This window comes from Mycobacterium sp. 852014-52144_SCH5372336, from assembly GCF_001665615.1.
Classification (GTDB): Bacteria; Actinomycetota; Actinomycetes; order Mycobacteriales; family Mycobacteriaceae; genus Mycobacterium; species Mycobacterium neumannii_A.
On record NZ_LZSW01000047.1, the window covers coordinates 197765 to 222889 of the forward strand.

At 66.8% G+C, this 25125-nt stretch carries 28 protein-coding genes; 21 read left to right on the top strand and 7 right to left on the bottom strand.

What is annotated here, in order from left to right; translation table 11 throughout:
* The first annotated feature begins 6 nt into the window (after positions 1 to 6).
* Both A5759_RS11615 and A5759_RS11620 read left to right on the top strand, forming a co-directional pair.
* Entirely contained in the window at positions 7 to 690 is a 684-nt protein-coding gene (locus tag A5759_RS11615; protein WP_064395269.1) for an amino acid ABC transporter permease, read from the top strand.
* Positions 687 to 1568, top strand: coding sequence for an amino acid ABC transporter permease (locus A5759_RS11620; protein WP_068197554.1), 882 nt, complete (start codon positions 687 to 689; stop codon positions 1566 to 1568). Before A5759_RS11615 ends, A5759_RS11620 begins: the two co-directional genes overlap by 4 nt.
* Here A5759_RS11620 and A5759_RS11625 read toward each other — a convergent pair whose 3' ends face one another.
* From A5759_RS11625 to recA, 3 genes are all read right to left on the bottom strand, one after another.
* The gene (locus A5759_RS11625) at positions 1569 to 2390 is read right to left on the bottom strand and encodes a TIGR03560 family F420-dependent LLM class oxidoreductase (RefSeq protein WP_068197558.1); all 822 of its coding nucleotides are present in this window, start codon (positions 2388 to 2390) and stop codon (positions 1569 to 1571) included. It abuts the gene before it with no gap.
* Between the two features lie 87 nt (positions 2391 to 2477).
* Positions 2478 to 2999 carry a recombination regulator RecX gene (gene recX, locus A5759_RS11630; protein ID WP_068197560.1) on the bottom strand — a complete coding sequence of 174 codons (522 nt, stop codon included), beginning with the start codon at positions 2997 to 2999 and terminating at the stop codon, positions 2478 to 2480.
* The gene (gene recA, locus A5759_RS11635; protein ID WP_068197563.1) at positions 2968 to 5109 is read right to left on the bottom strand and encodes an intein-containing recombinase RecA; all 2142 of its coding nucleotides are present in this window, start codon (positions 5107 to 5109) and stop codon (positions 2968 to 2970) included. The genes recX and recA overlap by 32 nt, the downstream gene beginning before the upstream one ends.
* Positions 5110 to 5391: 282 nt before the next feature.
* On the opposite strand from recA, the gene hypA reads away from it, so the two are divergent.
* The 18 genes from hypA (at position 5392) to A5759_RS11725 (ending at position 21456) form a co-directional block, all read left to right on the top strand.
* A complete protein-coding gene (gene hypA, locus A5759_RS11640) occupies positions 5392 to 5721 on the top strand; it encodes a hydrogenase maturation nickel metallochaperone HypA (RefSeq protein WP_068197566.1) in 330 nt (109 codons plus the stop codon).
* Positions 5722 to 5723: 2 nt separating this feature from the next.
* On the top strand, positions 5724 to 6527 hold the full coding sequence (gene hypB / locus A5759_RS11645; RefSeq protein WP_068197569.1) for a hydrogenase nickel incorporation protein HypB: 804 nt from the start codon (positions 5724 to 5726) through the stop codon (positions 6525 to 6527).
* Between the two features lie 124 nt (positions 6528 to 6651).
* Complete coding sequence (locus tag A5759_RS11650; RefSeq protein ID WP_068197572.1) at positions 6652 to 7707, top strand: hydrogenase expression protein HypE; 1056 nt, start codon at positions 6652 to 6654, stop codon at positions 7705 to 7707.
* A gap of 86 nt (positions 7708 to 7793) precedes the next feature.
* Entirely contained in the window at positions 7794 to 9590 is a 1797-nt protein-coding gene (locus A5759_RS11655) for a nickel-dependent hydrogenase large subunit (RefSeq protein ID WP_068197575.1), read from the top strand.
* 3 nt (positions 9591 to 9593) lie between these two features.
* Positions 9594 to 10526, top strand: coding sequence for a NifU family protein (locus A5759_RS11660; RefSeq protein ID WP_068197578.1), 933 nt, complete (start codon positions 9594 to 9596; stop codon positions 10524 to 10526).
* A complete protein-coding gene (locus tag A5759_RS11665) occupies positions 10523 to 11164 on the top strand; it encodes a DUF5947 family protein (protein ID WP_068197580.1) in 642 nt (213 codons plus the stop codon). The genes A5759_RS11660 and A5759_RS11665 overlap by 4 nt, the downstream gene beginning before the upstream one ends.
* Positions 11152 to 11796 carry a DUF6084 family protein gene (locus A5759_RS11670; RefSeq protein ID WP_068197582.1) on the top strand — a complete coding sequence of 215 codons (645 nt, stop codon included), beginning with the start codon at positions 11152 to 11154 and terminating at the stop codon, positions 11794 to 11796. Before A5759_RS11665 ends, A5759_RS11670 begins: the two co-directional genes overlap by 13 nt.
* Positions 11793 to 13130, top strand: coding sequence for a hypothetical protein (locus A5759_RS11675; protein WP_068197585.1), 1338 nt, complete (start codon positions 11793 to 11795; stop codon positions 13128 to 13130). Before A5759_RS11670 ends, A5759_RS11675 begins: the two co-directional genes overlap by 4 nt.
* 150 nt (positions 13131 to 13280) lie before the next feature.
* On the top strand, positions 13281 to 13757 hold the full coding sequence (locus A5759_RS11680; protein ID WP_082962085.1) for a hydrogenase maturation protease: 477 nt from the start codon (positions 13281 to 13283) through the stop codon (positions 13755 to 13757).
* A 3-nt stretch (positions 13758 to 13760) separates the two neighbouring features.
* Entirely contained in the window at positions 13761 to 14024 is a 264-nt protein-coding gene (locus A5759_RS11685; protein ID WP_068197591.1) for a HypC/HybG/HupF family hydrogenase formation chaperone, read from the top strand.
* The gene (hypF, locus tag A5759_RS11690) at positions 14021 to 16327 is read left to right on the top strand and encodes a carbamoyltransferase HypF (RefSeq protein WP_068197594.1); all 2307 of its coding nucleotides are present in this window, start codon (positions 14021 to 14023) and stop codon (positions 16325 to 16327) included. Before A5759_RS11685 ends, hypF begins: the two co-directional genes overlap by 4 nt.
* Entirely contained in the window at positions 16324 to 17040 is a 717-nt protein-coding gene (locus A5759_RS11695; RefSeq protein WP_068197597.1) for a DUF6390 family protein, read from the top strand. Before hypF ends, A5759_RS11695 begins: the two co-directional genes overlap by 4 nt.
* Positions 17037 to 17762 carry a HypC/HybG/HupF family hydrogenase formation chaperone gene (locus A5759_RS11700; protein WP_068197599.1) on the top strand — a complete coding sequence of 242 codons (726 nt, stop codon included), beginning with the start codon at positions 17037 to 17039 and terminating at the stop codon, positions 17760 to 17762. The genes A5759_RS11695 and A5759_RS11700 overlap by 4 nt, the downstream gene beginning before the upstream one ends.
* Positions 17759 to 18445 carry an SIS domain-containing protein gene (locus A5759_RS11705; RefSeq protein WP_068197602.1) on the top strand — a complete coding sequence of 229 codons (687 nt, stop codon included), beginning with the start codon at positions 17759 to 17761 and terminating at the stop codon, positions 18443 to 18445. Before A5759_RS11700 ends, A5759_RS11705 begins: the two co-directional genes overlap by 4 nt.
* Complete coding sequence (gene hypE / locus A5759_RS11710; RefSeq protein WP_068197604.1) at positions 18442 to 19536, top strand: hydrogenase expression/formation protein HypE; 1095 nt, start codon at positions 18442 to 18444, stop codon at positions 19534 to 19536. The genes A5759_RS11705 and hypE overlap by 4 nt, the downstream gene beginning before the upstream one ends.
* 12 nt (positions 19537 to 19548) lie before the next feature.
* The gene (locus A5759_RS11715; RefSeq protein ID WP_066841463.1) at positions 19549 to 19821 is read left to right on the top strand and encodes a HypC/HybG/HupF family hydrogenase formation chaperone; all 273 of its coding nucleotides are present in this window, start codon (positions 19549 to 19551) and stop codon (positions 19819 to 19821) included.
* 10 nt (positions 19822 to 19831) lie between these two features.
* Positions 19832 to 20959 (top strand): hydrogenase formation protein HypD, encoded by a 1128-nt coding sequence (hypD, locus tag A5759_RS11720; protein ID WP_068197607.1) that lies wholly within the window; start codon positions 19832 to 19834, stop codon positions 20957 to 20959.
* A gap of 53 nt (positions 20960 to 21012) precedes the next feature.
* Entirely contained in the window at positions 21013 to 21456 is a 444-nt protein-coding gene (locus tag A5759_RS11725; protein ID WP_068198282.1) for a hypothetical protein, read from the top strand.
* A gap of 4 nt (positions 21457 to 21460) precedes the next feature.
* On the opposite strand, the gene A5759_RS11730 is transcribed toward A5759_RS11725, so the two are convergent.
* On the bottom strand, positions 21461 to 21655 hold the full coding sequence (locus A5759_RS11730) for a DUF3046 domain-containing protein (RefSeq protein ID WP_068197610.1): 195 nt from the start codon (positions 21653 to 21655) through the stop codon (positions 21461 to 21463).
* Between the two features lie 9 nt (positions 21656 to 21664).
* Positions 21665 to 22837 carry a glycosyltransferase gene (locus A5759_RS11735; RefSeq protein WP_068197612.1) on the bottom strand — a complete coding sequence of 391 codons (1173 nt, stop codon included), beginning with the start codon at positions 22835 to 22837 and terminating at the stop codon, positions 21665 to 21667.
* Positions 22838 to 22879: 42 nt separating this feature from the next.
* On the opposite strand from A5759_RS11735, the gene A5759_RS11740 reads away from it, so the two are divergent.
* Complete coding sequence (locus tag A5759_RS11740) at positions 22880 to 23320, top strand: limonene-1,2-epoxide hydrolase family protein (RefSeq protein WP_068197615.1); 441 nt, start codon at positions 22880 to 22882, stop codon at positions 23318 to 23320.
* 86 nt (positions 23321 to 23406) lie between these two features.
* On the opposite strand, the gene A5759_RS11745 is transcribed toward A5759_RS11740, so the two are convergent.
* Together A5759_RS11745 and pspA are read right to left on the bottom strand one after the other, a co-directional pair.
* Positions 23407 to 24237 (bottom strand): hypothetical protein, encoded by an 831-nt coding sequence (locus A5759_RS11745; RefSeq protein ID WP_068197623.1) that lies wholly within the window; start codon positions 24235 to 24237, stop codon positions 23407 to 23409.
* 15 nt (positions 24238 to 24252) lie between these two features.
* Positions 24253 to 25068 (bottom strand): phage shock protein PspA, encoded by an 816-nt coding sequence (pspA, locus tag A5759_RS11750; RefSeq protein WP_064426046.1) that lies wholly within the window; start codon positions 25066 to 25068, stop codon positions 24253 to 24255.
* Positions 25069 to 25125: the final 57 nt, after the last annotated feature.

The window sequence follows — 25125 nt, forward strand, 5'->3', positions numbered from 1 at the left end:
GGTCATGTGGAGGTTCTCCCCGGCTACACCGTCGGCCAGATCGTCGAGGCGTTCTGGACGACGATCCAACTGACGGTCTACTCCGGCATCGGTGCGCTGGTGCTCGGCACGGTGCTGGCCGCAATGCGGTTGGCGCCGGTGCCGGTGCTTCGCTGGCTCGGAACGTCATACGTCAACGTGGTGCGCAACACGCCGTTGACGCTGATCATCCTGTTCTGTTCGTTCGGGTTGGCCGGGACCATGGGAATCACGCTGGTCGACCCGAACTCGCGAACGTCCATCGAGGACAGCAACTTTCGTCTGGCGGTGCTCGGCCTGGCGTTGTACACCGCGGCGTTCGTATGTGAGACGGTGCGCTCCGGGGTGAACACCGTGCCGCTGGGACAGGCCGAGGCGGCCCGGTCGCTGGGGTTGACGTTCGGACAGAATTTGCGACTCATCCTGATGCCGCAGGCTTTTCGAGCCGTGATCATTCCGCTCGGGTCGGTGTTGATCGCCTTGACCAAGAACACCACGATCGCCTCGGCGATCGGCGTGGCCGAGGCCGCGCTGCTGATGAAGGAGATGATCGAGAACACCGCCGCGATACTCACCATCGGCACCATCTTCGCGGCCGGCTTCGTCGTCCTCACACTGCCGACCGGACTGTTCTTCGGCTGGCTCGGCAAACGGATGGCGGTCAACAGGTGAGTACCGCTTCTGTTCTCTTCGACGCGCCGGGACCGCGGGCGCGCGTCCGTAACTGGGTGGTGTCGGCGATCGTCATCGTGGTCACCGCGCTCGTCCTGGTCGCGGTGCTCGTGCAGATGGCGGCCAAAGATCAGCTCACCGCGGCCAAATGGGAGCCGTTCCTGACGGCCGATCTGTGGCGAACCTACGTTCTGCCCGGCGTGCAAGGCACGTTGACCGCCGCCGGGGTGTCGATCGTGCTGGCGCTGATCCTCGGTCTGCTGCTCGGCGTGGGTCGGCTCTCGACCCACGGCTTCCTTCGCTGGCCGTGCGCGGTGATCGTCGAATTCTTCCGTGCCGTGCCGGTTCTGATCATGATGCTGTTCGCGTTCGCGCTGTACGCGGCCTACGACATGTTTCCGTCGAAGTATCTGGCGCTGGCAGCGGTCATCACCGGGCTGACGCTCTACAACGGCGCTGTCATCGCCGAGATCGTGCGCGCCGGCGTCCACGCCCTGCCCCGCGGACAATCCGAGGCGGCTTATGCCCTCGGCATGACGTGGGGCCAGACGATGCGCTCGATCCTTCTGCCGCAGGCGATCACGTCGATGCTGCCGGTGTTGATCTCGCAGCTCGTCGTGGTGCTCAAGGACACCGCGATCGGCTACATCATCACGTTCCTCGAACTCGTTCGCCAGGGCGTGCAGATGGGTACCGCATACGGCAATCTGCTGCCCGCGCTGATCGTGGTCGCGTTGCTGATCATCGCCGTGAACTTCACGCTGTCGTGGGTGGCGACCCGGGTGGAGGCGCGGATGCGACGTTCGCGTCGCGGTCCCACGCCGCTTGAGACCGAAGCGGTCGAACAGGAAGGCGCACCGGGCGCAAAAGCCGTGTGATCAGGCCAGTTCGGCGCATCTGGCCAGCAATTCATCGTCGGGCGGCTGATAGAAGGACAACACGACATGCTGGCAGCGGAGTCGGTCGTACTCGGTCAGGGACTCCAGCTGGGCGTCGACCTGATCGGGTTGATCCGGATACAGGAACAACTGCACGCCGCGTCGGATCGACGATGGGTCACGGCCTTCCGCCGCGCACGCGTCGTCGAGCCCGCTGCTGGCCGCCGCCCACTCCTGGGGCGAGGTGCTCGGCATGTTCCATTCGTCGGCATGCTTTGCCGCGACGCGCAACATCTTCGGCTGTGAGGCGCCGACCACGATCGGTGGATGCGGACGCTGAAGCGGCTTGGGATCGCAGCGCGCCTGCTGCAGCGTGAAGAAGCGGCCGGTGAAGTCGACCACCTCTTCGGTCCAGAGCCTGCGGATGACCGTGAGCGCCTCATCCACCATCGCGACCCGCTGTCCCGGCGGTGGGAAGTCGATGCCGTATCCGCGGTGCTCGCCCTCGTGCCAGCCGGCCCCGAGGCCGAAATCCAGTCGGCCACCGGAGATGTGGTCGACGGTGACGGCCATCTTCGCCAGCACCGCGGGGTTGCGGTACGTGACACCGGTGACCAGGCAGCCCACCCGGGCGCGCCGCACGACCACGGCCATCGCAGCCAGACTCGTCCACCCCTCGTGGGTCGGTGTCGCATGATCGACCAGACCGTAGAAATGGTCGTAGTTCCACACCGCCGGGAAACCGAGGTCGTCGCCCGTCCGCCAGAACCGTTCGAGGACCGGGTAGTCGAAGGTGGGCGCCAGCTTGACGGATACCTGCATGCAAACTGCTTACGCGGTCGGCTTTTTCATTGCAACCGACCACGCTGTGTGCGCGACGACTCGAGTCGCCGCCCCGGCGTTCCGGTACTAGACCTGACGACGTTCGCGTTCGTTGGCCAACGCGACCTTGACGACATCGAACGCCATCGTCTGGCTGTATCCGCGCCGGGCGAGCATCCCGACCAGGCGGCGCGCCAGCTTGGCATCGTCGCTGTCGGCCAGCTTCTCGCGGCGCAACTTGTCGGCGACGAGTCGCTCGGCGCGGGCGCGTTCGGCACCAGGTTCGTCGTCGGCCAGCGTCGCCTCGATGACCTCGTTGTCGACGCCTTTGGTGCGTAGTTCGGCGATCAATGCGCGTCGCCCCTTGCCTGCGTTCGCTCGCCGGGATCGGACCCACTGTTCGGCGAAGTCGGCGTCATCGACCAGGCCGACCTGTTCGAGCCGGTCGAGCACCTTGTCGCTGACGTCCTCGGAATACCCGCGCTTGGCCAGCTGGCCGGCCAGTTCGGCGCGGGTACGCGCTCGCGCGGTGAGCAGACGCAGACACACGTTCCGCGCCTGCTCCTCGCGCGAGGCCTCAGAAGTCGACCGGGGCGGGCAGTACGTCATCGTTCAAGTCATCGGTCACCACTGCGCCAATGCCGAGCTTCTCTTTGATCTTTTTCTCGATCTCGTTAGCCACCTCGACGTTCTCGAGCAGGAAGTTGCGAGCGTTTTCCTTGCCCTGGCCCAACTGCTCACCTTCGTAGGTGAACCACGAGCCGGACTTGCGGATGAAGCCCTGCTCGACACCCATGTCGATGAGCGAGCCTTCCTTGCTGATGCCCTTGCCGTAGAGGATGTCGAACTCGGCTTGCTTGAACGGCGGCGAGACCTTGTTCTTGACGACCTTCACCCGGGTGCGGTTACCGACCGCGTCGGTGCCGTCCTTGAGGGTCTCGATCCGCCTGACGTCCATTCGGACCGAGGCGTAGAACTTCAAAGCCTTTCCGCCCGTTGTCGTTTCGGGTGAGTTGTGCACCATTACGCCGTCGACGAAGTAGTTGTGGTTGCCCTCGACCTCGATATCGAACCGATTCATCGACCGAGTGTGCGGCTTGACATGGACGTCGAGGATCCTTGCCGGCACCAGTCGTTGGGTGGGTTCGACAAACTGCGGGCTCACTGTGCTCTGGCCACGGAACCGAGGCAACAGCTTGTATTCCATCGAAGGTGCCATATAGGGCGCCACCAATTCCTGGAACTTCGCGCTGGACGCAGTGGAGAACACCAGCACGGTCTTCCCGGCCTTACCGGACTGCCGCAACCGCACCTCCAGGCCATGGGTGTCGTGCAGGTAGTCACGCAGCCGGACACGCGTGCCCGCGCTCATCGCCTCAACGCAGATCTCGATACGTCCGCTACCGCCAGCGGTGCGCTCCTGCAACCCTTTCGAACGGACGGTGAATGCCCCGTCATCCATGTACCAGATGGCCAGCGCCAGCGGAGTGAGCGCTTTGAGGTACTCCTCGGAAAGGAACTTCTTGCCGTCTCCCAGATACACCGCCCGCTGCAACTCAGCCAACTCGGGCATCGGCGTGAAGTCGACAAACGTTGCGCCCTTGTCGTTTACGCGGGTCGAATGCTTGATGTTGCCCAGGAGCTCTGTCTTCCATCGCAGATAGTCGACCTGCTTGGCACCGTGTCCCATCCGGAACCGCATGCCGTTTCGATCCCGCCGGTTGGGCGACAGATTGCCGTCACCCATCAATGAGCCGAGCACCACCTGGAACTGCTGATCGCTGAGACGATGCGGCTCGGTAGCCATCACACGGTCACCGGCGATGAGGTCGCCCGCTTCCGTCCAGCCGCCCGGTGTACGGATCAGGTGATTGGGCGTCGCCGCGAACTGCGACTTACCGTTGCCGTCCGACTTTTCGACCGTGAACTGCAAGAACTGCTCGGCCGGACCGTTGTTGAACCAGTTCACGACCTTGCGTGGCACGACCCGGTCGGTGTCCGGGTCGTAGGACAGCACCTCGACGTCCATCTTCTGGTTGACGATCTTGCCGATCTTCTCGGTGGTTCCGTCGGCCAACTGCACCCGGGTGCTGTAGTTGAAACACCCGAACATCACACCGATCTTTTCGCGGAGCTGGTTGATGAAGATCGCGGTGGTGCCCGAATTGCTCAGTGCGCCGGTCATCTTGCGCAGCGCCTGGCTCATCAGCCGGGCCTGCAGCCCGACGTGGCTGTCTCCCATCTCGCCCTCGATCTCCGCGCGCGGCACGAGTGCGGCCACCGAGTCGATGACCAAGATGTCCAGCGCGCCGGAGCGGATCAGCATGTCGGCGATCTCCAGCGCCTGCTCACCGGTGTCGGGCTGGCTGACCAGCAACGCGTCGGTGTCCACCCCGAGCTTCTTGGCGTACTCGGGGTCCAGCGCGTGCTCGGCGTCGATGAACGCCGCGATCCCGCCGGCGGCCTGCGCGTTGGCGACCGCGTGCAGTGCGACGGTCGTCTTACCCGAGGACTCCGGGCCGTAGATCTCGATGACCCTGCCGCGCGGCAGGCCGCCGATGCCGAGCGCCACGTCCAGGGCGATCGAACCGGTCGGGATCACCGAGATCGGCTGGCGGACCTCTTCGCCCAGCCGCATCACCGAGCCCTTGCCGAAGTTCTTGTCGATCTGTGCGAGGGCCAGCTCGAGGGCTTTCTCGCGGTCGGGTGCCTGCGCCATGGTGGTCTCCGTCCTTGGATATCTAGCTGTTCGGTGATCGGTTTCGATCAGTTGGCCGTGACGCTAGAGGCAGCCACCGACAAGCCCCCGACAAGTCGGGACAGGTCGCCCTGACCAGCAGCATCTAGCCGTCGAACACTGCCCACAGTAGACGAACACCTGTTCGACTCAAGCGAGACACGCCGTGCCATCGGTCATCAGTGTCGAACGGTTCCCCAGTCCACCCCCGACCGACCGCTGCGCGGCATATGGTGAAGACATCCCGGCCGAAACGGGGTCCGCATGCACGAGATGGCGATAACGCAAAGTGTGATCGATGCGGTGTGCGAGCACGCCGCCGGCCGCCGGGTGCACCGCGTCACGCTCGAGGTCGGCGCGCTGTGCGCCGTGGTACCCGATTCGATGCGATTCTGCTTCGAACTCGCCACTGCGGGCACCGTCGCCGACGGGGCGCGCCTGGACCTCGACGTGCAACCCGGTGCCGCGCGCTGCCGCACCTGCGGCGAGAGCTTCGAATTGCGCGACCTGATTCTGTTGTGCCCCTGCGGCAGTGCGGATGTCGAGGTGGTCGCCGGCCGGGATCTGAAGATTCTCTCGATGGAAGTGAGTTAACCATGTGCACAACGTGCGGCTGCGGCGACGACGGCGCGACGGTCACTCTGCCGGGACACGCTCACCCCCATGAGAACGGCCACCACGCCGACCATTCCCATGACCACCCCCATACCCATCCCCACACCGAGACCGTCACGCTCGAGCAGAAGGTGCTCGCCAAGAACGACGAGCTCGCCGAACGGAACCGCGCATGGCTGGCCGCCCGCGACATCCTGGCACTCAACCTCACCAGCTCTCCGGGCGCCGGAAAGACCACCCTTCTCGAGCGCACCATCCGCGATCTCCATTCGGCTCGCCCCGTCTCGGTCATCGAGGGCGATCAGGAGACGCTGCTGGACGCCGAACGCATCACGGCCGCGGGAGCGCGCGCGGTCCAGGTCAACACCGGCGCCGGTTGCCACCTCGACGCCGATATGGTGCATCGCGCACTGCAGGAACTCGACCCGGAGCACGGCTCGGTTCTCTTCATCGAGAACGTCGGAAACCTCGTCTGCCCCGCACTGTTCGATCTCGGCGAGCACAGCAAAGTCGTCATCATCTCGGTGACGGAGGGCGACGACAAACCCTTGAAGTACCCGCACATGTTTGCGGCCGCCGGGCTGGTGATCGTCAACAAGATCGACTTACTGCCGTACGTCAGCTTCGATCTTGAAAAATGTTGCCAATACGTACGATCACTGAATCGCGACGCGCAGATACTGGCGATGTCGGCCGCCACTGGCGATGGTAGCTCGCGGTGGTACGACTGGATCACCGATTGCGCAAAATCGGCTTCTGCCCTGGCAACCGTTGACAAGACATAACCCCCGGAGTAAACCCAGACTCAGCGCCGGAATTCGGCGCCACGGCACAACGTGAGGTGTTGGGAGCCCCAGCCCGGCTCCCGGTCGTGAGGGCCCCAGCCCGGCCCCCAGAAAGCTGTGACCTATGCCAACGGAGGCAGCAGTCAAAGCGGAACAGGCCTTGATCCACGTGCTGTGGATCAACGCCGGATTGAGTTGTGACGGTGATTCGGTGGCGTTGACTGCCGCCACCCAGCCCAGCATCGAGGAGATCGCCCTCGGCGCGCTCCCGGGGTTGCCGAAGATCGCCGTCCATTGGCCCCTGATCGATTTCGAGTGCGGACCGAACGGGGGCGCCGACGATTTCCTCGAATGGTTCTTCAAGGCCGACCGGGGTGAACTGGAACCGTTCGTTCTGGTCGTCGAGGGGTCGATCCCGAACGAGAAGATCAAGGCCGAAGGTTACTGGTGCGGCTTCGGCAACGATCCGGCCACCGGCCAACCGATGACCACAAGCGAGTGGTTGGATCGGCTGGCGCCCAAGGCCACTGCCATCGTCGCGGTCGGAACGTGCGCGACCTACGGCGGCATCCACGCGATGGCGGGCAATCCGACCGGCGCCATGGGCGTGCCCGACTATCTCGGCTGGGATTGGAAGAGCAAGGCCGGCATTCCGATCGTCTGCGTACCGGGATGCCCGATCCAGCCGGACAACCTCGCCGAGACACTGACCTACCTGTTGTACATGGCCACGGATCAGGCCCCGATGATCCCGCTCGACGATGCGTTACGACCGCAGTGGCTGTTCGGTGCGACCGTGCACGAGGGTTGCGACCGGGCCGGCTATTACGAACAGGGCGATTTCGCGACCGAGTACGGATCGCCGAAATGCATTGTGAAGCTGGGCTGTTGGGGCCCGGTCGTCAAGTGCAACGTACCCAAGCGCGGCTGGATCAACGGGATCGGCGGCTGTCCGAACGTGGGCGGTATATGCATCGGCTGCACCATGCCCGGATTCCCCGACAAGTTCATGCCGTTCATGGACGAACCCCCCGGTGGCAAGGTGTCCACAGCGGCGTCAGGGCTGTACGGATCGGTCATCCGAAGCCTGCGCCATGTCACCGGCCGCACCGTCGACAAAGAACCGAAGTGGCGCCATCCCGGCACGCAACTCACGACCGGAGCGACCCGCACCTGGTAGGTGTGGCTTGTTCCGCCGCGCGCAGGCGTGCTTTCGGTTTCGAAACTGCCTGTGACGCTTCTTACCTAAAGAAAGAGAAGAGTTCGATGACAACCATCATCCCCGAGCCGTCACACGTGAAGCGCGACCCCGGCCAACTGGTGGAGATGGCCTGGGATCCCATCACCCGGATCGTCGGCAGCCTCGGCATCTACACCAAGATCGACTTCGACAACCGCGAAGTCGTCGAGTGCCACAGCACCTCGTCGATCTTCCGCGGTTACTCGATCTTCATGAAGGGCAAGGACCCTCGCGACGCGCACTTCATCACCAGCCGCATCTGCGGCATCTGCGGCGACAACCACGCGACGTGCTCGTGTTACTGCCAAAACATGGCCTACGGGGTCAAGCCGCCGCATCTCGGGGAGTGGCTGGTCAACCTGGGTGAGGCCGCCGAGTACATGTTCGACCACAACATCTTCCAGGAGAACCTGGTAGGCGTCGACTACTGCGAGAAGATGGTGTCGGAGACCAATCCGAGTGTGCTGGCCAAGGCCGAGAACGCCCAGGCGCCGCATGCGGATATGCACGGCTACCGCACGATCGCCGAGATCATGCGCGCGCTCAACCCGTTCACCGGCGAGTTTTACCGCGAGGCCCTGCAGGTCAGCCGGTGGACGCGAGAGATGTTCTGCCTCATGGAGGGTCGCCACGTCCATCCGTCGACGCTTTATCCCGGCGGCATCGGCACAACCGCGACGGTCCAGTTGATGACCGACTACATGACGCGGCTGATGCGCTACGTCGAGTTCATGAAGAAGGTCGTGCCGATGCACGACGACCTCTTTGACTTCTTCTACGAAGCGCTCCCCGGCTACGACCAGGTCGGGCTGCGCCGCACACTGCTCGGCTGCTGGGGCTCGTTCCAGGATCCCGAGGTGTGCAACTTCGAGTACAAGGACATGGAGCGCTGGGGCGACGCGATGTTCGTCACGCCCGGTGTGGTGATCGACGGAAAGCTGCACACCCACTCGCTGGTGGACATCAACCTCGGTATCCGGATCCTGTTGGGCCACTCGTATTACGACGACTGGTCGGATCAGGAGATGTTCGTCAAGCAGGACCCGCTCGGCAATCCGATCGACCGCCGGCACCCGTGGAACCAGCACACGAACCCCCGGCCGCAGAAGCGCGACTTCGACGGCAACTACAGCTGGGTGATGTCGCCGCGCTGGTTCGACGGCACGAATCACCTGGCGCTCGACACCGGCGGCGGCCCGCTGGCCAGGCTGTGGTCGACCGCGCTCGCCGGACTGGTCGATATCGGCTATGTCAAGGCGACCGGCCAGAGCGTGCAGATCAACCTGCCCAAGACCGCCCTGAAGGGTCCGGTCGAACTCGAGTGGAAGATCCCGCATCACGGCAGCAACACGCTCGAGCGCAATCGTGCGCGGACGTACTTTCAGGCCTACGCCGCCGCCTGTGCCCTGCACTTCGCGGAGAAGGCGCTGACCGAGATCCGTGCGGGCCGGACCAAGACCTGGGAGAAGTTCGAGGTGCCTGACGAGGGCATCGGTTGCGGGTTCACCGAGGCGGTCCGCGGAGTACTCAGTCACCACATGGTGATTCGCGACGGCAAGATCGCCAATTATCACCCGTATCCGCCGACGCCGTGGAACGCCAACCCCCGCGACAGCTACGGCACACCGGGTCCCTACGAGGACGCGGTCCAAGGTCAGCCGATCTTCGAGGAGAACGACAGGGAGCATTTCAAGGGCATCGACGTCATGCGCACGGTGCGCAGTTTCGACCCGTGTCTGCCGTGCGGCGTGCACATGTACCTGGGCAAGGGGAAGTCGCTCGAGCTGCTTCACTCTCCCACCCAGTCCGTCACCGGGGAATAGGGCATGGCCCCGCCGATCCGAAACGATGCGCAGTGGCGTACGGCGGGCGACCGAATCAAGGCCCTCCTTGACGCGTCCGCCGCGGGTGGCCCCGCCGCGCACGAGCGGGCGGTCCAACTCGTCGGTGAGGTGACCGACCTCTATGGCGCCGCGCTCGAGCAAATCCTGCGGATCGCGGTGAGCGCCGACGCCTCGATAGCCGAACGGCTGGCCGGCGACGACCTCGTCGCGAGCCTGCTGCTCGTACACGGCTTGCACCCGCACGACATCCACCGGCGCGTCGAGGACGCCTTGGACAGGGTGCGGCCCTATCTCGGCTCACACGGCGGTGACGTGACGCTTCTCGAAACCGTCGACGGCTCAGATGGATTCACCGTCCGCCTGCAGTTCGCCGGCAGCTGCAAGAGCTGCCCCTCGTCGGCGGTCACCCTGGAGCTGACTGTTGAGGACGCCATCCGGGCGGCGGCCCCAGAGGTCACTGCGATCGAGGTGGTGCAGCCCGACTCGGGTGCCACCGTGATACCACCGGCGACGCTGTTCAGCCGTGTCCAGCAGCGTGCACAGGCCCAGCCCACGTGGTACCCCGTGCCCGAATTCGCCGACCTGGCGCCCGGTGAGGTCGGTGGGTTCACCGTTGCGGGAACCACCGTGTTGGCATGCCGGATCGACGATGAGGTGTTCGCCTACCGCGACCGCTGCGGCGCCTGCCACAAATCGCTGGCAGGCGCCGCGCTGCACCGCAGCATCGGGTCACCCGCGGGTGACGCGGTGCTGCGCTGCCCGCGCTGCCATGCCCATTTCGATGTCGTGCATGCCGGAGCCTGCGTCGACGAACACGCTGACCCGTTCGCTCACCTGCAACCCGTCCCGCTGCTGGCGCGCGACGGCGTGCTGTCGATCGCGATGGCCGAACCGACCGCGGCGGGTGTGGCATGACCAGCGCGTACGACGTGCTCGCGATGATCCGGGCCAACCGCGGCGTTCCCGCACCCGCGGGCGAACGCTGTGAGATGTGCGCCGAAGCGATCGCCGACGAACACCAGCACGTCGTGAATGTCGAAGCGCGAGCGCTGATGTGCGTATGCCGCGGCTGTTATCTACTGTTCACCGACACCAGCGCCGAGCTCCGCTATCGCGCGGTCCCCGACCGCTGGCTGTCCTTCCCGGAATTCGGGCTGGAACGCACGCATTGGCAGCTTCTTCAGATCCCGGTCGGGCTGGCGTTCTTCTTCCGCAACTCGACGTTGAATCGCATGGTGGCCTTCTATCCCGGGCCGGCGGGCGCGACCGAGTCAGAACTGGACCTCTCCGCGTGGGATGGCGTCCGTGCGGCGGACCCGCGGGTTGACCTGCTCGCCGACGACACCGAGGCCCTGCTGGTGCGGGTGCCCGACGATGTACGTCGGGCCCCGGAATGCTTCCTGGTGCCCATCGACGCCTGCTACGAGTTCGTCGGCAGGCTCCGCCAGCTGTGGCACGGTTTCGACGGCGGTCAGCAGGTGCGCGGATACCTCGACGTCTTCTTCGAGCACGTGCGCGACCGGTCGAAGGTGGTGGCGCCGTGCCAGAGCTGACCTTCGCGGTGCTCGACATCCGCGCCGAACCGTACGCGGTGGCACCGGTGCTGACGGCCCGGATCGGTGTCGCTTCCGACGGTGACGATCCCGTGCATGCCATCGCGCTGCGGTGCCAGGTCCGCATCGAACCGTTGCGCCGCCGGTACTCCGATGACGAGGCGCTCGGACTGCTCGACCTGTTCGGCCCCCGCGAGCGCTGGGACGCCACACAACACAACTTCCTTTGGCAGCATGCCAGCACCATGGTTCCGGGCTTCACCGGAACCACGCAGGTCGACCTGCCGCTCGAGTGCACCTACGACCTCGAGGTGACTGCGGCCAAATACTTCCATGCGCTGCATGACGGTCGGGTTCCGCTGCAATTCCTGTTCAGTGGAACGGTTTTCACTCGCGGTGAAACGAACTTCAGCGTTCAGCAGGTCCCGTGGGATCGCGAGGACCACTACGACCTACCCGTGTCGACGTGGCACGACCTGATGCGCCTGCACTATCCCAACACCGGCTGGCTGCGGCTGGAACACGACACCATCGACGCGCTGTCCGAGTTCAAATCAGCCCGCGGCCTCCTGAACTACGACGATGCGATCGCCTCGCTACTAACCGCTCACACCGCGGAGGAGATTCGATGACCGCAGACTGGGATCACGCCCGGGCCGTCGCGGACGCGGTGCTCTACGAGGGGTACCTGCTGTATCCCTACCGAGCCAGCTCGAGCAAGAACCAGTCCCGTTGGCAGTTCGGCGTTCTGGGACCGAACGGCGCCGCGGAGGCCGCCATCGGAGAAGACGCCTCGCTGTCCACCCAGGTGCTGCTGGACCCGCACGGCGTCCCGATGGTTACCGGTGTGATCCGCTTCCTGCAACTGCAGCGCCGCAGCGTCGAACGCGACGCCGGCGGTGGACGGTTCGAACCGGTCGGCGAGCTGGGTTCGGATGCCGATGCATGGGTCAGCTGGGACGAGGCCGTCGAATGCGAGATCCCGATCGACCCGTTCCCGGTCATGAGCCTGCCTCGCACATTGGACATCTCGGTTCCGTCGGCGAGAGAGATCGAGCCCGTCGCGGGCGGCAGGCTGGTGCGGACGCGCCGCGAGCTGAGCGGCCGACTCGACGTCTCCGCCGAGCAGGACGGCGACTTGCTCCGGCTCACGTTCGATGTGTGCAACACCGCTGCACCGGCCGGCGTCAAGGACGAGGCGATCGCCGTGTCACTGATCGGGACCCACCTCTTGCTGGAGGTGGCCGACGGCGAGTTCATCTCCCTGCTCGAACCGCCGGAGTGGGCCGCCGACGCCGTGGCGCGGTGTCGCCAGCACCGCTGCTTTCCGGTGCTCGCCGGCCAGGCCCCACATCGGGATCTCGTGCTCGCGTCGCCGATCATCCTCTACGACCACCCCGAGATCGCCGAGCAGAGCAAGGGTGCGCTCTACGACTCGACCGAGATCGACGAGATCCTGACGCTGCGCATCATGACCATGACCGACGACGAGAAAGCGCAGGCCCGGGCCACCGATCAACGCGCCGCGGCGATCATCGACCGCTGCGACTCGATGTCGCCCGAGGCGATGCTCGATCTGCACGGCGTGCTGCGGAACCCGCATGCGCCGGGCGGGGAACCGGACCTGATCCCGCAGATCCCGGCCGGCGTCGAGTGGTGGGATCCCATGGCGGACACGGCGGTGCAGCCGGACTCGGATGCGGTGCTCGTCAACGACACTCGCATCGCCCGCGGCAGCCGTGTGCGGTTGCACCCCTCCCGGCGGGCCGACGCGCAGGACGTGTTCTACGCCGACAAGATCGCGCGCGTCACCTCGGTGCATGAGGACGTCGACGGCGAGCACCATATCGGCGTCGTCATCGAGGACGATCCCGGTGCCGAACTGCACGACTGGTACGGCCGCTACTTGTACTTCGCACCCGACGAGGTCGAACCTCTGGTTGAAGGGAGTCCGCAATGGAAGTGATCGGCTGGATCGCGGTAGGAATCGTGGCGGTGGTGGCCCTGGCGGCGGCGGCGGTGGGCATCCGCTCCGTGCCGGATGCGCGGCGCTACATGAGAATGCGCCGGATGTGACGGCGAACGAGGTGTCCTCATCTCCCAGCGTATCTCCCGCATCCTGGTAGCCGGGCTCGGCAACATCTTCCTCGGGGACGACGGCTTCGGCCCCGAGGTGATGCGTCGCGTGCCGCCCGACCTCGCCGGATCACACGTTGCGGTCAGGGATTACGGGGTCGGCGGCATGCACCTCGCCTACGACCTGCTCGACGGCTGCGACGCCCTGGTCCTCGTCGACGCCATCCCGAGTCGCGGCGCGCCCGGCACGCTCCACGTATTCGAGGCCGACCTCACCGACGCCCGGGCGGCAACGGGGCTGGATGCGCACGCGATGGATCCCGCGGCGGTGTTCGCCAGCCTCAACGTGCTCGGCGGCACCCCGCCCATCACCGTGGTGATCGGCTGCGAGGTCGACCGCGTCGACGAGGGGATCGGTCTGTCGGATGCCGTCGCGGCGGCCGTACCGGAGGCGGTGCGGGTGATCGGCGAGGTGGTTGCCGGACTATCGGCCCGCGTCTCGGTGGCGGAGGGCTGACCGATGTGTCTGGGTATTCCGGGGCGGGTCGTGACGATGCTGGAGGGCTACGGCGATCAGCTGGCCCTCGTCGAGGTCGCGGGTGAGCACCGCAAGGTCAACGTCGGCATGCTGCCCGAGCAGACCTTCGCACCGGGCGACTGGGTCATCATCCACATGGGCTTCGTGGTGGAGAAGACCGACAAGGCAGGGGCCGACGCCGCACTCGCGGGTCTGCAATTGTTGGGCAGGGGCGAGCCTGTTCCGGGCCTTGAGGATTCGCCGTGACCACGCGGTGCCGGCTGCGTGTCCGGGTCCGGGGAGTGGTTCAGGGCGTCGGCTTCCGCCCCTTCGTGTACACGACGGCGGCCGCGCTGGCGCTGACTGGAAGCGTCCGCAACGACAGCGCGGGCGCGCTCGTCGACGTCGAGGGCGACGCAGCCGATGTCGAGACGTTCCTGAGCCGGTTGCGCGACCACCCACCGCCGCTGGCGGTGATCGAAGGCCTCGACGCCGAAGCGCTTCCGGTCGCGGGCGGGACGGGTTTCGTCATCGCCGACACCTTGCGGACCGACGGTGGCCGCACGCTCACCTCACCCGATGTCGCCATGTGCGCCGACTGCGCCGCCGAGCAACGCGACCCGCGCAACCGACGTTCCCGTCATGCGTTCATCAACTGCACCAACTGCGGACCGCGCTTCACCATCATCGCCTCGCTGCCCTACGACCGGCACGCCACGACCATGGCGGACTTCGACATGTGCGAGGCCTGCGCACGCGAATACCACGATCCCGCCGACCGCAGGTTCCACGCCCAGCCCGTTTGCTGCCCCGACTGCGGCCCGACGTTGACCTACCGCGACCTCGCAGGAGTCACCATGACGGGCGAGCCCGCGCTGCAGCGTGCGCGCCGGTTGCTGGCCGACGGAGGCATCCTCGCGGTCAAGGGCATCGGCGGCTACCACCTGGCCTGCGACGCCGCCGACGAACGCGCGGTCGCCGAGTTGCGTGCCAGGAAGCGCCGCGGCGACAAACCGTTCGCGGTGATGGCACCCGACCTCGCGACCGCTCGCGGCCTGGTCGAGATCGATGCGCCGTCGGCGCGGTTGCTGGCCGGACCGCAACGCCCCATCGTGTTGATGCCGCAGCGCCACGGCGCCCCCGTCGCCGACGCCGTCGCACCGCACAACCACGACCTGGGCATCCTGCTGGCCTACACCCCGCTGCACGCTCTGCTGTTCGGGCTGCCCGGCGACGCACCCGGACCGACCGCGTTGGTGATGACGTCGGCCAACCTCGCGGGCGAGCCGATCTGCTTCACCGATGCGAGCGCGCTGGAACGGCTTTCACGCATCGTCGACGGTTGGCTGATGCACGACCGCGAAATCCTGGTGCCCTGCGACGACTCCGTGATGCGCATGATCACCCTCGACGGCGGATACGAGCCGGTGGAATTGCCGATTCGGCGATCGCGCGGCTATGCGCCGCTGCCCGTGGCGTTGCCGATGCCGGTGCCGCCCTCGCTGGCGGTCGGCGCCGATCTGAAGAACACCATGGCGGTCGCGGACGGCCGATACGCATGGCTGAGCCAGCACATCGGCGACATGGACGATCTGGCGACGCTGTCGGCCTTCGATTCCGCGCAACGCCACCTGCGGGAATTGACGTCCGTCGCGCCGCAGGTGTTGGTCGCCGACGCGCATCCGCTGTACCGGTCGACCGAGTGGGCCCGGCGCAACGCGGCCGACCGGCCGGTCAAACTAGTTCAGCATCATCACGCGCACATCGCCGCGGTGATGGCCGAACACGGCCTCGACGGGTCCACCCAGGTGCTCGGGTTCGCCTTCGACGGAACGGGTTACGGGCCCGACCGTGCCGTGTGGGGCGGCGAGGTGCTGCTGGCCAACTACAAGGGCTACCAACGGCTCGCGCACCTGAAGTACGTTGCCCTCGCGGGTGGTGACGTCAGCGTCCTTCGCCCGTATCGGATGGCCCTGGCACACCTGCGCTCGGCGGGGATCGCGTGGGATCCCGAACTGCCCTCGGTCTCGGCCTGTCCACCCGACGAGCGTCAAGCGCTTGCCCGGCAACTCGAGACCGGCCTCGGTTGCGTGCCGACCTCCAGCATGGGCCGGCTGTTCGACGCGGTGTCCTCGCTGGCCGGCGTGCGGCACGTCGTCGACTACGAGGCGCAGGCCGCCATCGAGCTGGAGGGTATCTCTCGCGGCATCGACTGCGGCACAGACTCTTACGCATTCACCGTCGGCACAAGCCACTCGACGGTAGTGATCGATCCCGCCCCGGTGCTGCACGCCATCGTCGACGATCTCCGTTCGGGTGTGTCCTCGTCAGTCATCGGCGCCCGGTTCCACCGCGCGGTCGCCGATCTGGTTGTCGACCTCGCATGCACACACGCCGACTCGTCGCGGCCCGTGGCCCTGTCCGGCGGTGTGTTCCAGAACGCCCTGCTCCTCGAGTCGACCCTGAACGGGCTACACGGCAAGGGCATCGACGCGATAACCCATCGCACGGTGCCGCCCAACGACGGCGGTATCGCACTGGGCCAGTTGCTGGCGGGGAACGCATCATGAACGGCAACGGTCCTACGGTGTTCGGCCGCTACGCCTACCCGCCGAACGAGCTCGGCTACTGCGGTCCGGCCGGCGGCGGTGGAACCTCCGGGCTCGCCTCGCACGCACACGAATTCGACGGTGCCTGGCCGTATCTCACCGTCATCGCCGAGACCGTCGGGACATCCGACGCGCTGGACGACGAGGTCGTCCGCAGCTACTGGATCGGCGGGCGGGCGCTGTCCAAGGTGGATCCCGACCACCTGCTGGCACGGTTGCGCGCGTCGTTCACCGGTCAGGTCACCGGGATGCTCGACACGGTTCCCTCCACCCCCGATGTCCTGGCACACCACAGCTTTCACGTCTTCGTCGTTTACCCCTGGGTGAAGTTCCTGGGACGCGACGCCGATACCGCCATGGGCGTCATGCAGGCTTGCCGCATCCGGTGGGGCACCGTCACGTCCGTCACCGGCGACCGGGCGGAGATCACGTCGCGGCCGCTGACATACGGAGACGGTCGCCTGGTGCTGGGTGATCCGCGCGCCGAGCGGATCACATGGAAGCGGGGCGAGCAGTCACTGGCGCCCCGTCCGCAACCTGGGATGATCGTCTCCGCCCACTGGGACTGGATCTGCGGGACGCTGACCGACGAGGAGGCCGCCGACCTCGAGGGGGCCACGCAGGCAACGCTCGACCTTGTGAATTCCATTCTTGGACAGGGAGTATCGCGATGACGACCGCTCAACGCCCGTATGTCGGCGAGGAACTGTCAGCCGACCTCGCCGCCGCCGCGCTGGATCTGGCCCGCCGGTTCAACGATGGAGCGACCTTGTGGGTGATCTCGCCGCAGTGGGAGCCGCACGCTCATCACATCGCCGTCGAGTTCGTGCACCCGGTGATCATGGGCAAGCGGGCACTTCCGTCGGTCGCCCTCGTCGAACCGGACCCCGTCGCGCAGGCGCGGGTGGCAAGCCGGACCGGCGATCTGCTGATCGCGGTGGCGTCGGCGCACGAACCGTCGGTCGTCGACGCGATGCGGCGCGCCCGCGCGTGGGGCGTCCTGACGTTGTGGATCGGGTCCGGACCCCGTCCGGCGGCGGGAGCGGCAAATCACATCCTCTGGATCGACACCGAGGACCCGATGGTGCCCGCCACCGGAGCATTCGTGCTGCTGTATCACCTGCTGTGGGAGCTCACCCACGTCTGCTTCGAGCATCCGGGACTGCTCAAACCCGCAGAGCCCGCCGCCGTCTGCGTGACGTGCAGCGACGAGGGGCGGTTCGGTGAGGTGCTCGTGCCGCCGGTCGACGCGACGAGTTCGGCGCTGGTACGCACTGCCGAGGGTGAGGAGTGGGTCGACGTCACGCTGATCGGCGATGTCGCGGTCGACGACCTTGTTCTGCTGCATGCCGGCGCGGCCATCTCGCGCGTCGAGCCCGAGGAGGTGCGCCGATGACCGACTCCGATGCCACCGGCTTCCTGTACCCGTTCATCGAGTCCGAGGAGTCCGACGCCGCGAGCCTGCTCGACGACCTCGCGGCCTCGGCTCGCGGTAAGGCCGCCGAAAGCGCTCGGCTGCAACGGGAATCGCTCGAGGAGTACGGTGATGCGTTGACCGCGGCCGGAACGCAGATGGCCGAGCGGTTCCGCCGCGGTGGGCGGCTGTACACGTTCGGCAACGGCGGAAGTTCCACCGACGCCGCGACGTTGGCCTCGCTGTTCAGCCGACCGGCACGTGGAAGGCCGGTCGCCGCGTGGTCCCTTGCCGCCGACAACGCCGTGGTGACCGCGCTCGGCAACGACGTCGGGTTCGACCTGATTTTCAAACGCCAGATCATCGCCCACGCCCGCGACCGCGACGTCGCGATCGCGCTGTCCACGTCCGGCAACTCCGACGACCTGATGACCGCGATCACCGAGGCCAAGCACCGCGGCCTGGTGACCGTGGGCTTCTCCGGCCACGACGGCGGGCGGATGGCGGCCGCCGACGACCTCGACTTCTGTTTCACCGTCCACTCGCAGAGCATCCACCGCATCCAGGAGAGCCACGCGATGCTCGGCTACCGACTCTGGTCGGTGGTCCAGGAACAACTGCACAACAACTCGGCCCGCGCACTGAACGGAGCACCTTCCACATGACACGAGCTGCGAGCGCGTCCGAACGCGAAGACCGGGTGCTGGAACGGATCGACAAGTTCCGGCAGCGACGACCGCGGCTGCTCGACGACGTGGTGACGCTCGCGCACGGGGCGGGCGGCAAGTCGTCGGCCGCGCTCGTCGACGCGGTGTTCCTCGAGGCTTTCCGCAACGACGAACTCGAACAACTCGGTGACGCGGCCGCGGTGCGGATGCCGTCGGGCGAGCGGCTCGCCTTCTCCACCGACTCCTACGTGGTGTCGCCGCGGCGCTTCCCGGGCGGTTCCATCGGCCACGTCGCGGTGCACGGCACGATCAACGACCTGGCCGTGTCCGGTGCCCGCCCACAGTGGCTTTCGGCGGCGTTCGTGATCGAAGAGGGCTTTCCGATCGCCGAACTGCGCGAGATCGTCGCGGACATGGGCGAAGCCGCGTTGAATGCGGGCGTGCAGATCGTCACCGGCGACACGAAGGTCGTCGGCAGGGGCGCCGCCGACGGCGTCTACATCTGCACCGCGGGCATGGGTGTGATTCCCGAGGGCCGGCGGCTGTCCCGCGACCGCGTGGAGCCCGGCGACAAGGTCGTGCTGTCAGGCGCGATCGGCGAGCACGGGATGGCCGTCATGCTGGCGCGCGGCGATCTGGCCATCGACGCCGACATCGCCTCGGACACCGCGCCGGTGCACGAACTCGTCGAGCTGCTGATGACCGCGGCGCCGTCGACCCGGTGGATGCGCGATGCGACCCGCGGCGGTGTGGGCACGGTGGCCAACGAACTCGTCAAAGACGCGCAGTTCGCGGTGATCCTCGACGAGGAGAGGCTGCCCGTCCTGCCGCAGGTGCTCGGGGCGTGCGACATGCTCGGCATCGACCCGCTCTACGTGGCGAACGAAGGCAAGTTCGTCGCCGTCGTGCCCGCCGACGAAGCCGATGAGGCGGTGTCCGCGTTGCGCGGCCACCCGCAGGGCGCGCAGGCCGCGGTGGTCGGCGAGATCGTCCCCGAGCCCCACGGAATCGTCGCGCTACGAACGTCATTCGGTGGCAGCCGGATCGTCGACATGCTCGTCGGCGACCCCCTGCCGCGGATATGTTGAGAGGAGAACGACATGTGCCTCGGCATCCCCGGTCAGGTGGTCGACATCGTCGACGCCGAACAATCGCTGGCCAAGGTCGACGTCAACGGCGTTCGCAGAACCATCAGCGTGCGTCTGCTGGCCGACGACAATCTGCAGGTCGGCGACTGGGTCCTGGTTCACGTCGGGTTCGCGATGGCCAAGATCGACGAACGCGAGGCCACGCTCACCCTCGACCAGGTACAGAAGATGGGCGCCGACTACGCCGCCGAGATCGAAGCATTCAACTCGTCCGAAATCGCTTGAGGGGCAAACCATGAGATTCGTCGACGAATTCCGCGACCCGGCCGCGGCACGCGCGCTGGTCAGATCCATCACCGACCTCGCCGGCGACGACGAGTTCAAATTCATGGAGGTGTGCGGCGGCCACACCCACACCATCTACCGCCATGGCATCGAGCATCTGCTGCCGGAGACGGTCGAGCTGGTACACGGGCCCGGATGCCCGGTGTGCGTCATCCCGATGGGACGCGTCGACGACGCGATGTGGCTGGCCGAACAACCGGACGTCATCTTCACGACGTTCGGCGACATGATGCGAGTGCCGGGATCGCGGGGCAACCTCATCGAAGCGAAGGCCCGCGGCGCCGATGTGCGCTTCGTGTACTCGCCGCTGGACGCCCTCAAGATCGCGCTCGACAACCCCGACAAGCGGGTCGTGTTCTTCGCAGTGGGCTTCGAGACCACCGCGCCGTCCACCGCCGTGACGCTGGTGCGCGCGAAAGCTCTGGGCGTAGGTAACTTCAGCGTGTTCTGTAACCACGTCACGATCGTTCCGCCCATCAAGGCGATCCTGGAGTCTCCCGACCTGCGGCTGTCCGGATTCCTCGGGCCCGGACACGTCTCGACGGTGGTGGGGCTGCGCCCGTACCGGTTCGTCCCCGATGTGTACGGAAAGCCCATGGTGGTGGCAGGATTCGAACCGCTCGACATCCTCGCGTCGGTGCACATGCTGCTGCAGCAGATCCGCGACGGCCGTTGCCAGGTCGAGAACCAGTACACGCGGGTGGTGCGTCCCGAAGGCAACACGCAGGCGCTCAAGCTGATGGCACAGACGTTCGAGCTGCGACCGCATTTCGAGTGGCGGGGGCTGGGATTCATCTCACAGAGTGCGCTGCGGCTCCACCCCGACTACGCCGACTTCGACGCCGAACGCACCTTCGCCATGCCGGGTGTGCGGGTGGCCGATCCGAAAGCATGTCAGTGCGGCGAGGTACTCAAAGGTGTCATCAAACCGTGGGAGTGCAAGGTCTTCGGAACCGCGTGCACACCGGAGACGCCGATCGGGACGTGCATGGTGTCCCCGGAGGGCGCCTGCGCGGCGTACTACAACTTCGGCCGGTTGCACCGGGAGACGGCGTTGGTCCTGGGTCAGCGCCCCTGAGGCCGTCGATTCATCGCCGCAGATCCAGCGGCGACAAGTGAGGAGTGATTGTCATGACAGAGTCGGAGGAACGGGGACAGCGCGGAACCGGATCCGATGAACCATCGGGCGGGCCGGTGGACCGCCCGTCGGGCACATATCAAGGTGACGAATCCGTCCCCGAACACGACGACGGTGGAAAGCCGGACTTCGAGACGGGATTCACCAACGAGCCGCCCAAGGACGTCGAACCCGAGGTCCCCCCGTACGCGGGTCGGCAGACGTCGGCCAAGCCGGAAGGCCCGGGAGACGACGGCGGCGAACGAACCGCGGGCGCTGTGAAACCGGCGACGGATGCAGCGAGCAAGGCGCCGTCGCCGAGCGAGACCGGGGGCGGTGCGACGGCCTCTCCCGCTGACGAACAACCGGCTTCACAGATGCCGGAGTCCGACCGCGGCAACGATCGGGTGGGCCCGTCACACACCGTGGGCACCGGTCGCGCCGAAGACAAACGCTAGCGATTCACCACTGATCACGCGGGACGTCGAAGTCCGAGCACAGCGCGCGCCAGACATCCCGCGGTTCCACGCCGTCCTCGATGGCCTGTGCTGCCGTGCGCCCGTCGAACCCGCTGAGCACGTGGTCGACGAGCAGCGACGCGCCACGCACCGATCCGAACTGTTCCTCGACGAGCTGATGAAATTCCGTCAACCGCACGAGCCCAAACTACGCCGACGCGGCCAGCGCTTCATGGCACACCTGTACCGGATCTTCGACGTCGGCGACCGTCGCCCCCGCTCGTCGCGCCGCCTCCCGGTAGCAGGGTGTGTCCAACACCTCCCGCACCGCCTGCGCGAGCAAATCCGCGGCGAGAGGACGCACCAGCTGCGCACTCCCCTGCCGCACAACACGATTCGCGATCTCCCATTGGTCGCCTCCGCCGGGGACCACCACCATCGGAACTCCGGCCAGCAGGGTCTTGGCCACCATGCCGTGGCCGCCTCCGCAGATCACCAGGTCGGCGTGCGACAACAGTTCGTCCTGTCTTCCCAGCCCGACCACCGCCCACGGCGGCACAGCCACCTCCGAGCCGCCCAGTCGCGACACCACGACCCGCGATCCCGGTGGCAACGTCTCCCCCGGCGTCAAGGTCTCCAACGCGACCTCGGCAAGGCCGCGTTCCCCGGTGGTGGCAGTGGAGGGTGCGACGACCACGACGGGTCCGTCACCCGGCGGGATGTCCAGCGTCGCCTTCGTCGGCTCGAAGTGCAGCGGACCCACCACCACGGCTTCGGCGGGCCAGTCCGGCCGCTGCACCTCCAGCGCGGGCAGCGTGGCGATCAACCGTCGGCGCGGGCCGGGATCGTCAGCGGGCAGCCCGATTTGCACACGGACAGCCGCGCGCTGGCGAATGCCCTGCCGCCACGACCGCTCCGAGAGGGCGCGCAGGATCGCGTCGCGCAACCGGCCGCGGACACCGACGCCGGGCGCCAGCCCGCTCCCGATCGGCGGGAGGCCCTTGGACGGCCGGTACAGCGGATGCGGATTCAACTCGACCCACGGCAGCCCGAGCAGTTCAGCGCAGAACCCGCCCGCCGTGGTGATGGCGTCGGAGATCACGAGGTCCGGCGCGAGCTGACGCATCTGCGGCGCGTTGAGCACGGCCATCCGGGCGCCGCGCTGGTGGACCTTCGCGCCGGCGGCGGCGTCGTCGTCGGTGTCCACCGGATCCAGGCCGAGGAGTTCGGCGGCGTTCACCCCGGCGTCGCGGGCCGTGTCCAGCCATTCCGTCCCGGTCAGCAGTGTCGGCGTATCCCCGTTGGCCAGGAAACGAAGGCACAATGCGAGTGCTGGAAAGGCATGTCCCGGATCCGGTCCGGCAACGACCGCGACGCGCATTGGGCTACCCTGCCACACCTGCGCGGCACTAGGCTTGCGCCCATGACCGACCAGGCTTCTGAACTGAAAACCGACGTCGACAACATCCGGGCGGTGGAGACGTTCCTCTACGCCCTGCAGGACGAGGATTTCGACACCGCCGACGGCCTGCTCGCCGACCACGTCGAATGGCACAACGTCGGCTACCCCACGATCCGCGGCCGCCGGCGCATCATCGGCCTGATGCGTCGCGGTCAGGGCCGGTTCGGCTTCGAGGTGAAAATTCACCGCATCGCCGCCGACGGCAGCTCCGTGCTCACCGAACGCACCGACGCGCTGGTGTTCGGACCGGTGCGCCTGCAATTCTGGGTGTGCGGAACGTTCGAGGTGCACGCCGGTCGAATCACGTTGTGGCGCGACTACTTTGACACTCTGGACTTCCTCAAGGCGACGGTGCGCGGTCTGGTCGCGGCGGTGTTCCCGGCGCTGCGCCCCACGATGTGACTACGCCCGTCGCGTCGGACTTTCCCCTACGCTTCGCGTGGGGCCCCACATCGCGGCTCGTACCTCGCCGCTTGATCGTCGTCCGACTACGCCCCGCGGACGTGGCCGAGTTCGTTGAACGCCTCGGCCCAGCCGACCAGCCGATCGGTGGCGTTGGACAGCTCGTCGCGGTAACGCTGTTGCCACATCGGTGAGGTCGACGTCGGACCGGCGTTCGCCGCCGACACCAGTTGCGCTGCGGCGTTGACCATTTCGCCGTACTGCCGTGCCCCGTGATCGAGTTGCGCCGTGAACGCCTGAATAGTGGGCACCAGGTGGGCGCGCGACTGCGGCGTCGCGCGGACCGCCCGTTCCATCGACATCACTTCGTTCGCGGTGGCTGCCATGGTCGTCGCGGTCTGGTTCGCCGCGGCGGCCAGCTCGCGCAGTTCATCCGGCGGCAGCATCCGGCCCCGCTCCAGGACCCCGAGCAGCGAGAAGAATCCACGCTCGGAGGTGGCCAACGCCGCCATCGGCTGGCGGGCTGCCGATCCCCACGGTGGAAGCCTGCGGGTGGCGCGAGACCGCGGAGACGGCAGCGGCTCGCGGCGCAGCCAGCGGTACCGCAAGAACGTCAACGTGGCCAAGAAAGCAGCGCCGACGGCGATCGGCGACGGGATGAGCAGCGCCCATGCGGGAACATCCCATGCGGCCACGACGCCGGTCACGCCGATCCAGAACACGCAGGAAATCGTGAAGAACACGGTGAGCCGCAGCGCCCAGCGCCGCTTGCGGAGCAGCTTGGCGCGCGGGTCGGCGGCGGCGTTCAGCTTGTCGGCCAGGACATCGGACCACTCGGCGGCCGTGTCGATGCCGGTCTGGACACCCCGTTGCACCAGCGAGCGCAACGGCTCGGGTCGACTCCTCTGCGAACTCACTGGTGTCCTCACGAACTATTGAGACAGCGGATTTTCCGGTGTCGCCTGCTGCGGATTGGTCGCCGGGGTCGCGGGCTGCGGCGCGGCGTTACCGCCGGCGGGCAACTGCTCACCGCGCATCGAGGCGCGGATCTGCTCCAGCCGGGAATGCCCGGCCATCTGCACGCTGGCCTGCTCGACCTCCAACATCCGGCCCTGCACCGAGTTCTGCGCCAACTCGGCCTCGCCCATGGCGTTGGCATACCGGCGCTCGATCTTCTGGCGCACCTCGTCGAGGCTGGGCGTGGTGCCCGGGGCGGCCAACTCGCTCATCGAGCGCAGCGACGAGCTGACCTGCTCCTGCATCTTGGCCTGCTCGAGCTGAGACAGCAGCTTGGTGCGTTCGGAGATCTTCTGCTGCAGCATCATCGCGTTCTGCTCGACGGCCTTCTTGGCCTGGCCGGCCGCGTTGAGCGCCTGGTCGTGCAGGGTCTTGAGATCCTCGACGCTCTGCTCTGCGGTCACCAACTGCGCCGCGAACGCTTCGGCGGCGTTGTTGTACTCGGTGGCCTTGGCGGCGTCACCGTTGGCGACGGCCTGATCGGCCAGCGTCAACGCCTGCCGCACGTTGACCTGCAACTTCTCGATGTCGGCGAGCTGGCGGTTGAGGCGCATCTCCAGCTGGCGCTGGTTGCCGATCACCTGGGCGGCCTGCTGGGTCAGGGCCTGGTGCTGGCGCTGGGCTTCCTCGATGGCCTGCTGAATCTGCACTTTCGGGTCGGCGTATTCGTCCACCTTGGAGCTGAACAGCGCCATGAGGTACTTCCACGCCTTGACGAACGGATTGGCCATGTCAGTTCACTCCGCCTTCGTGTCGTTGTGTCGGACTCGCCGGCCCGGCTTCCCGTG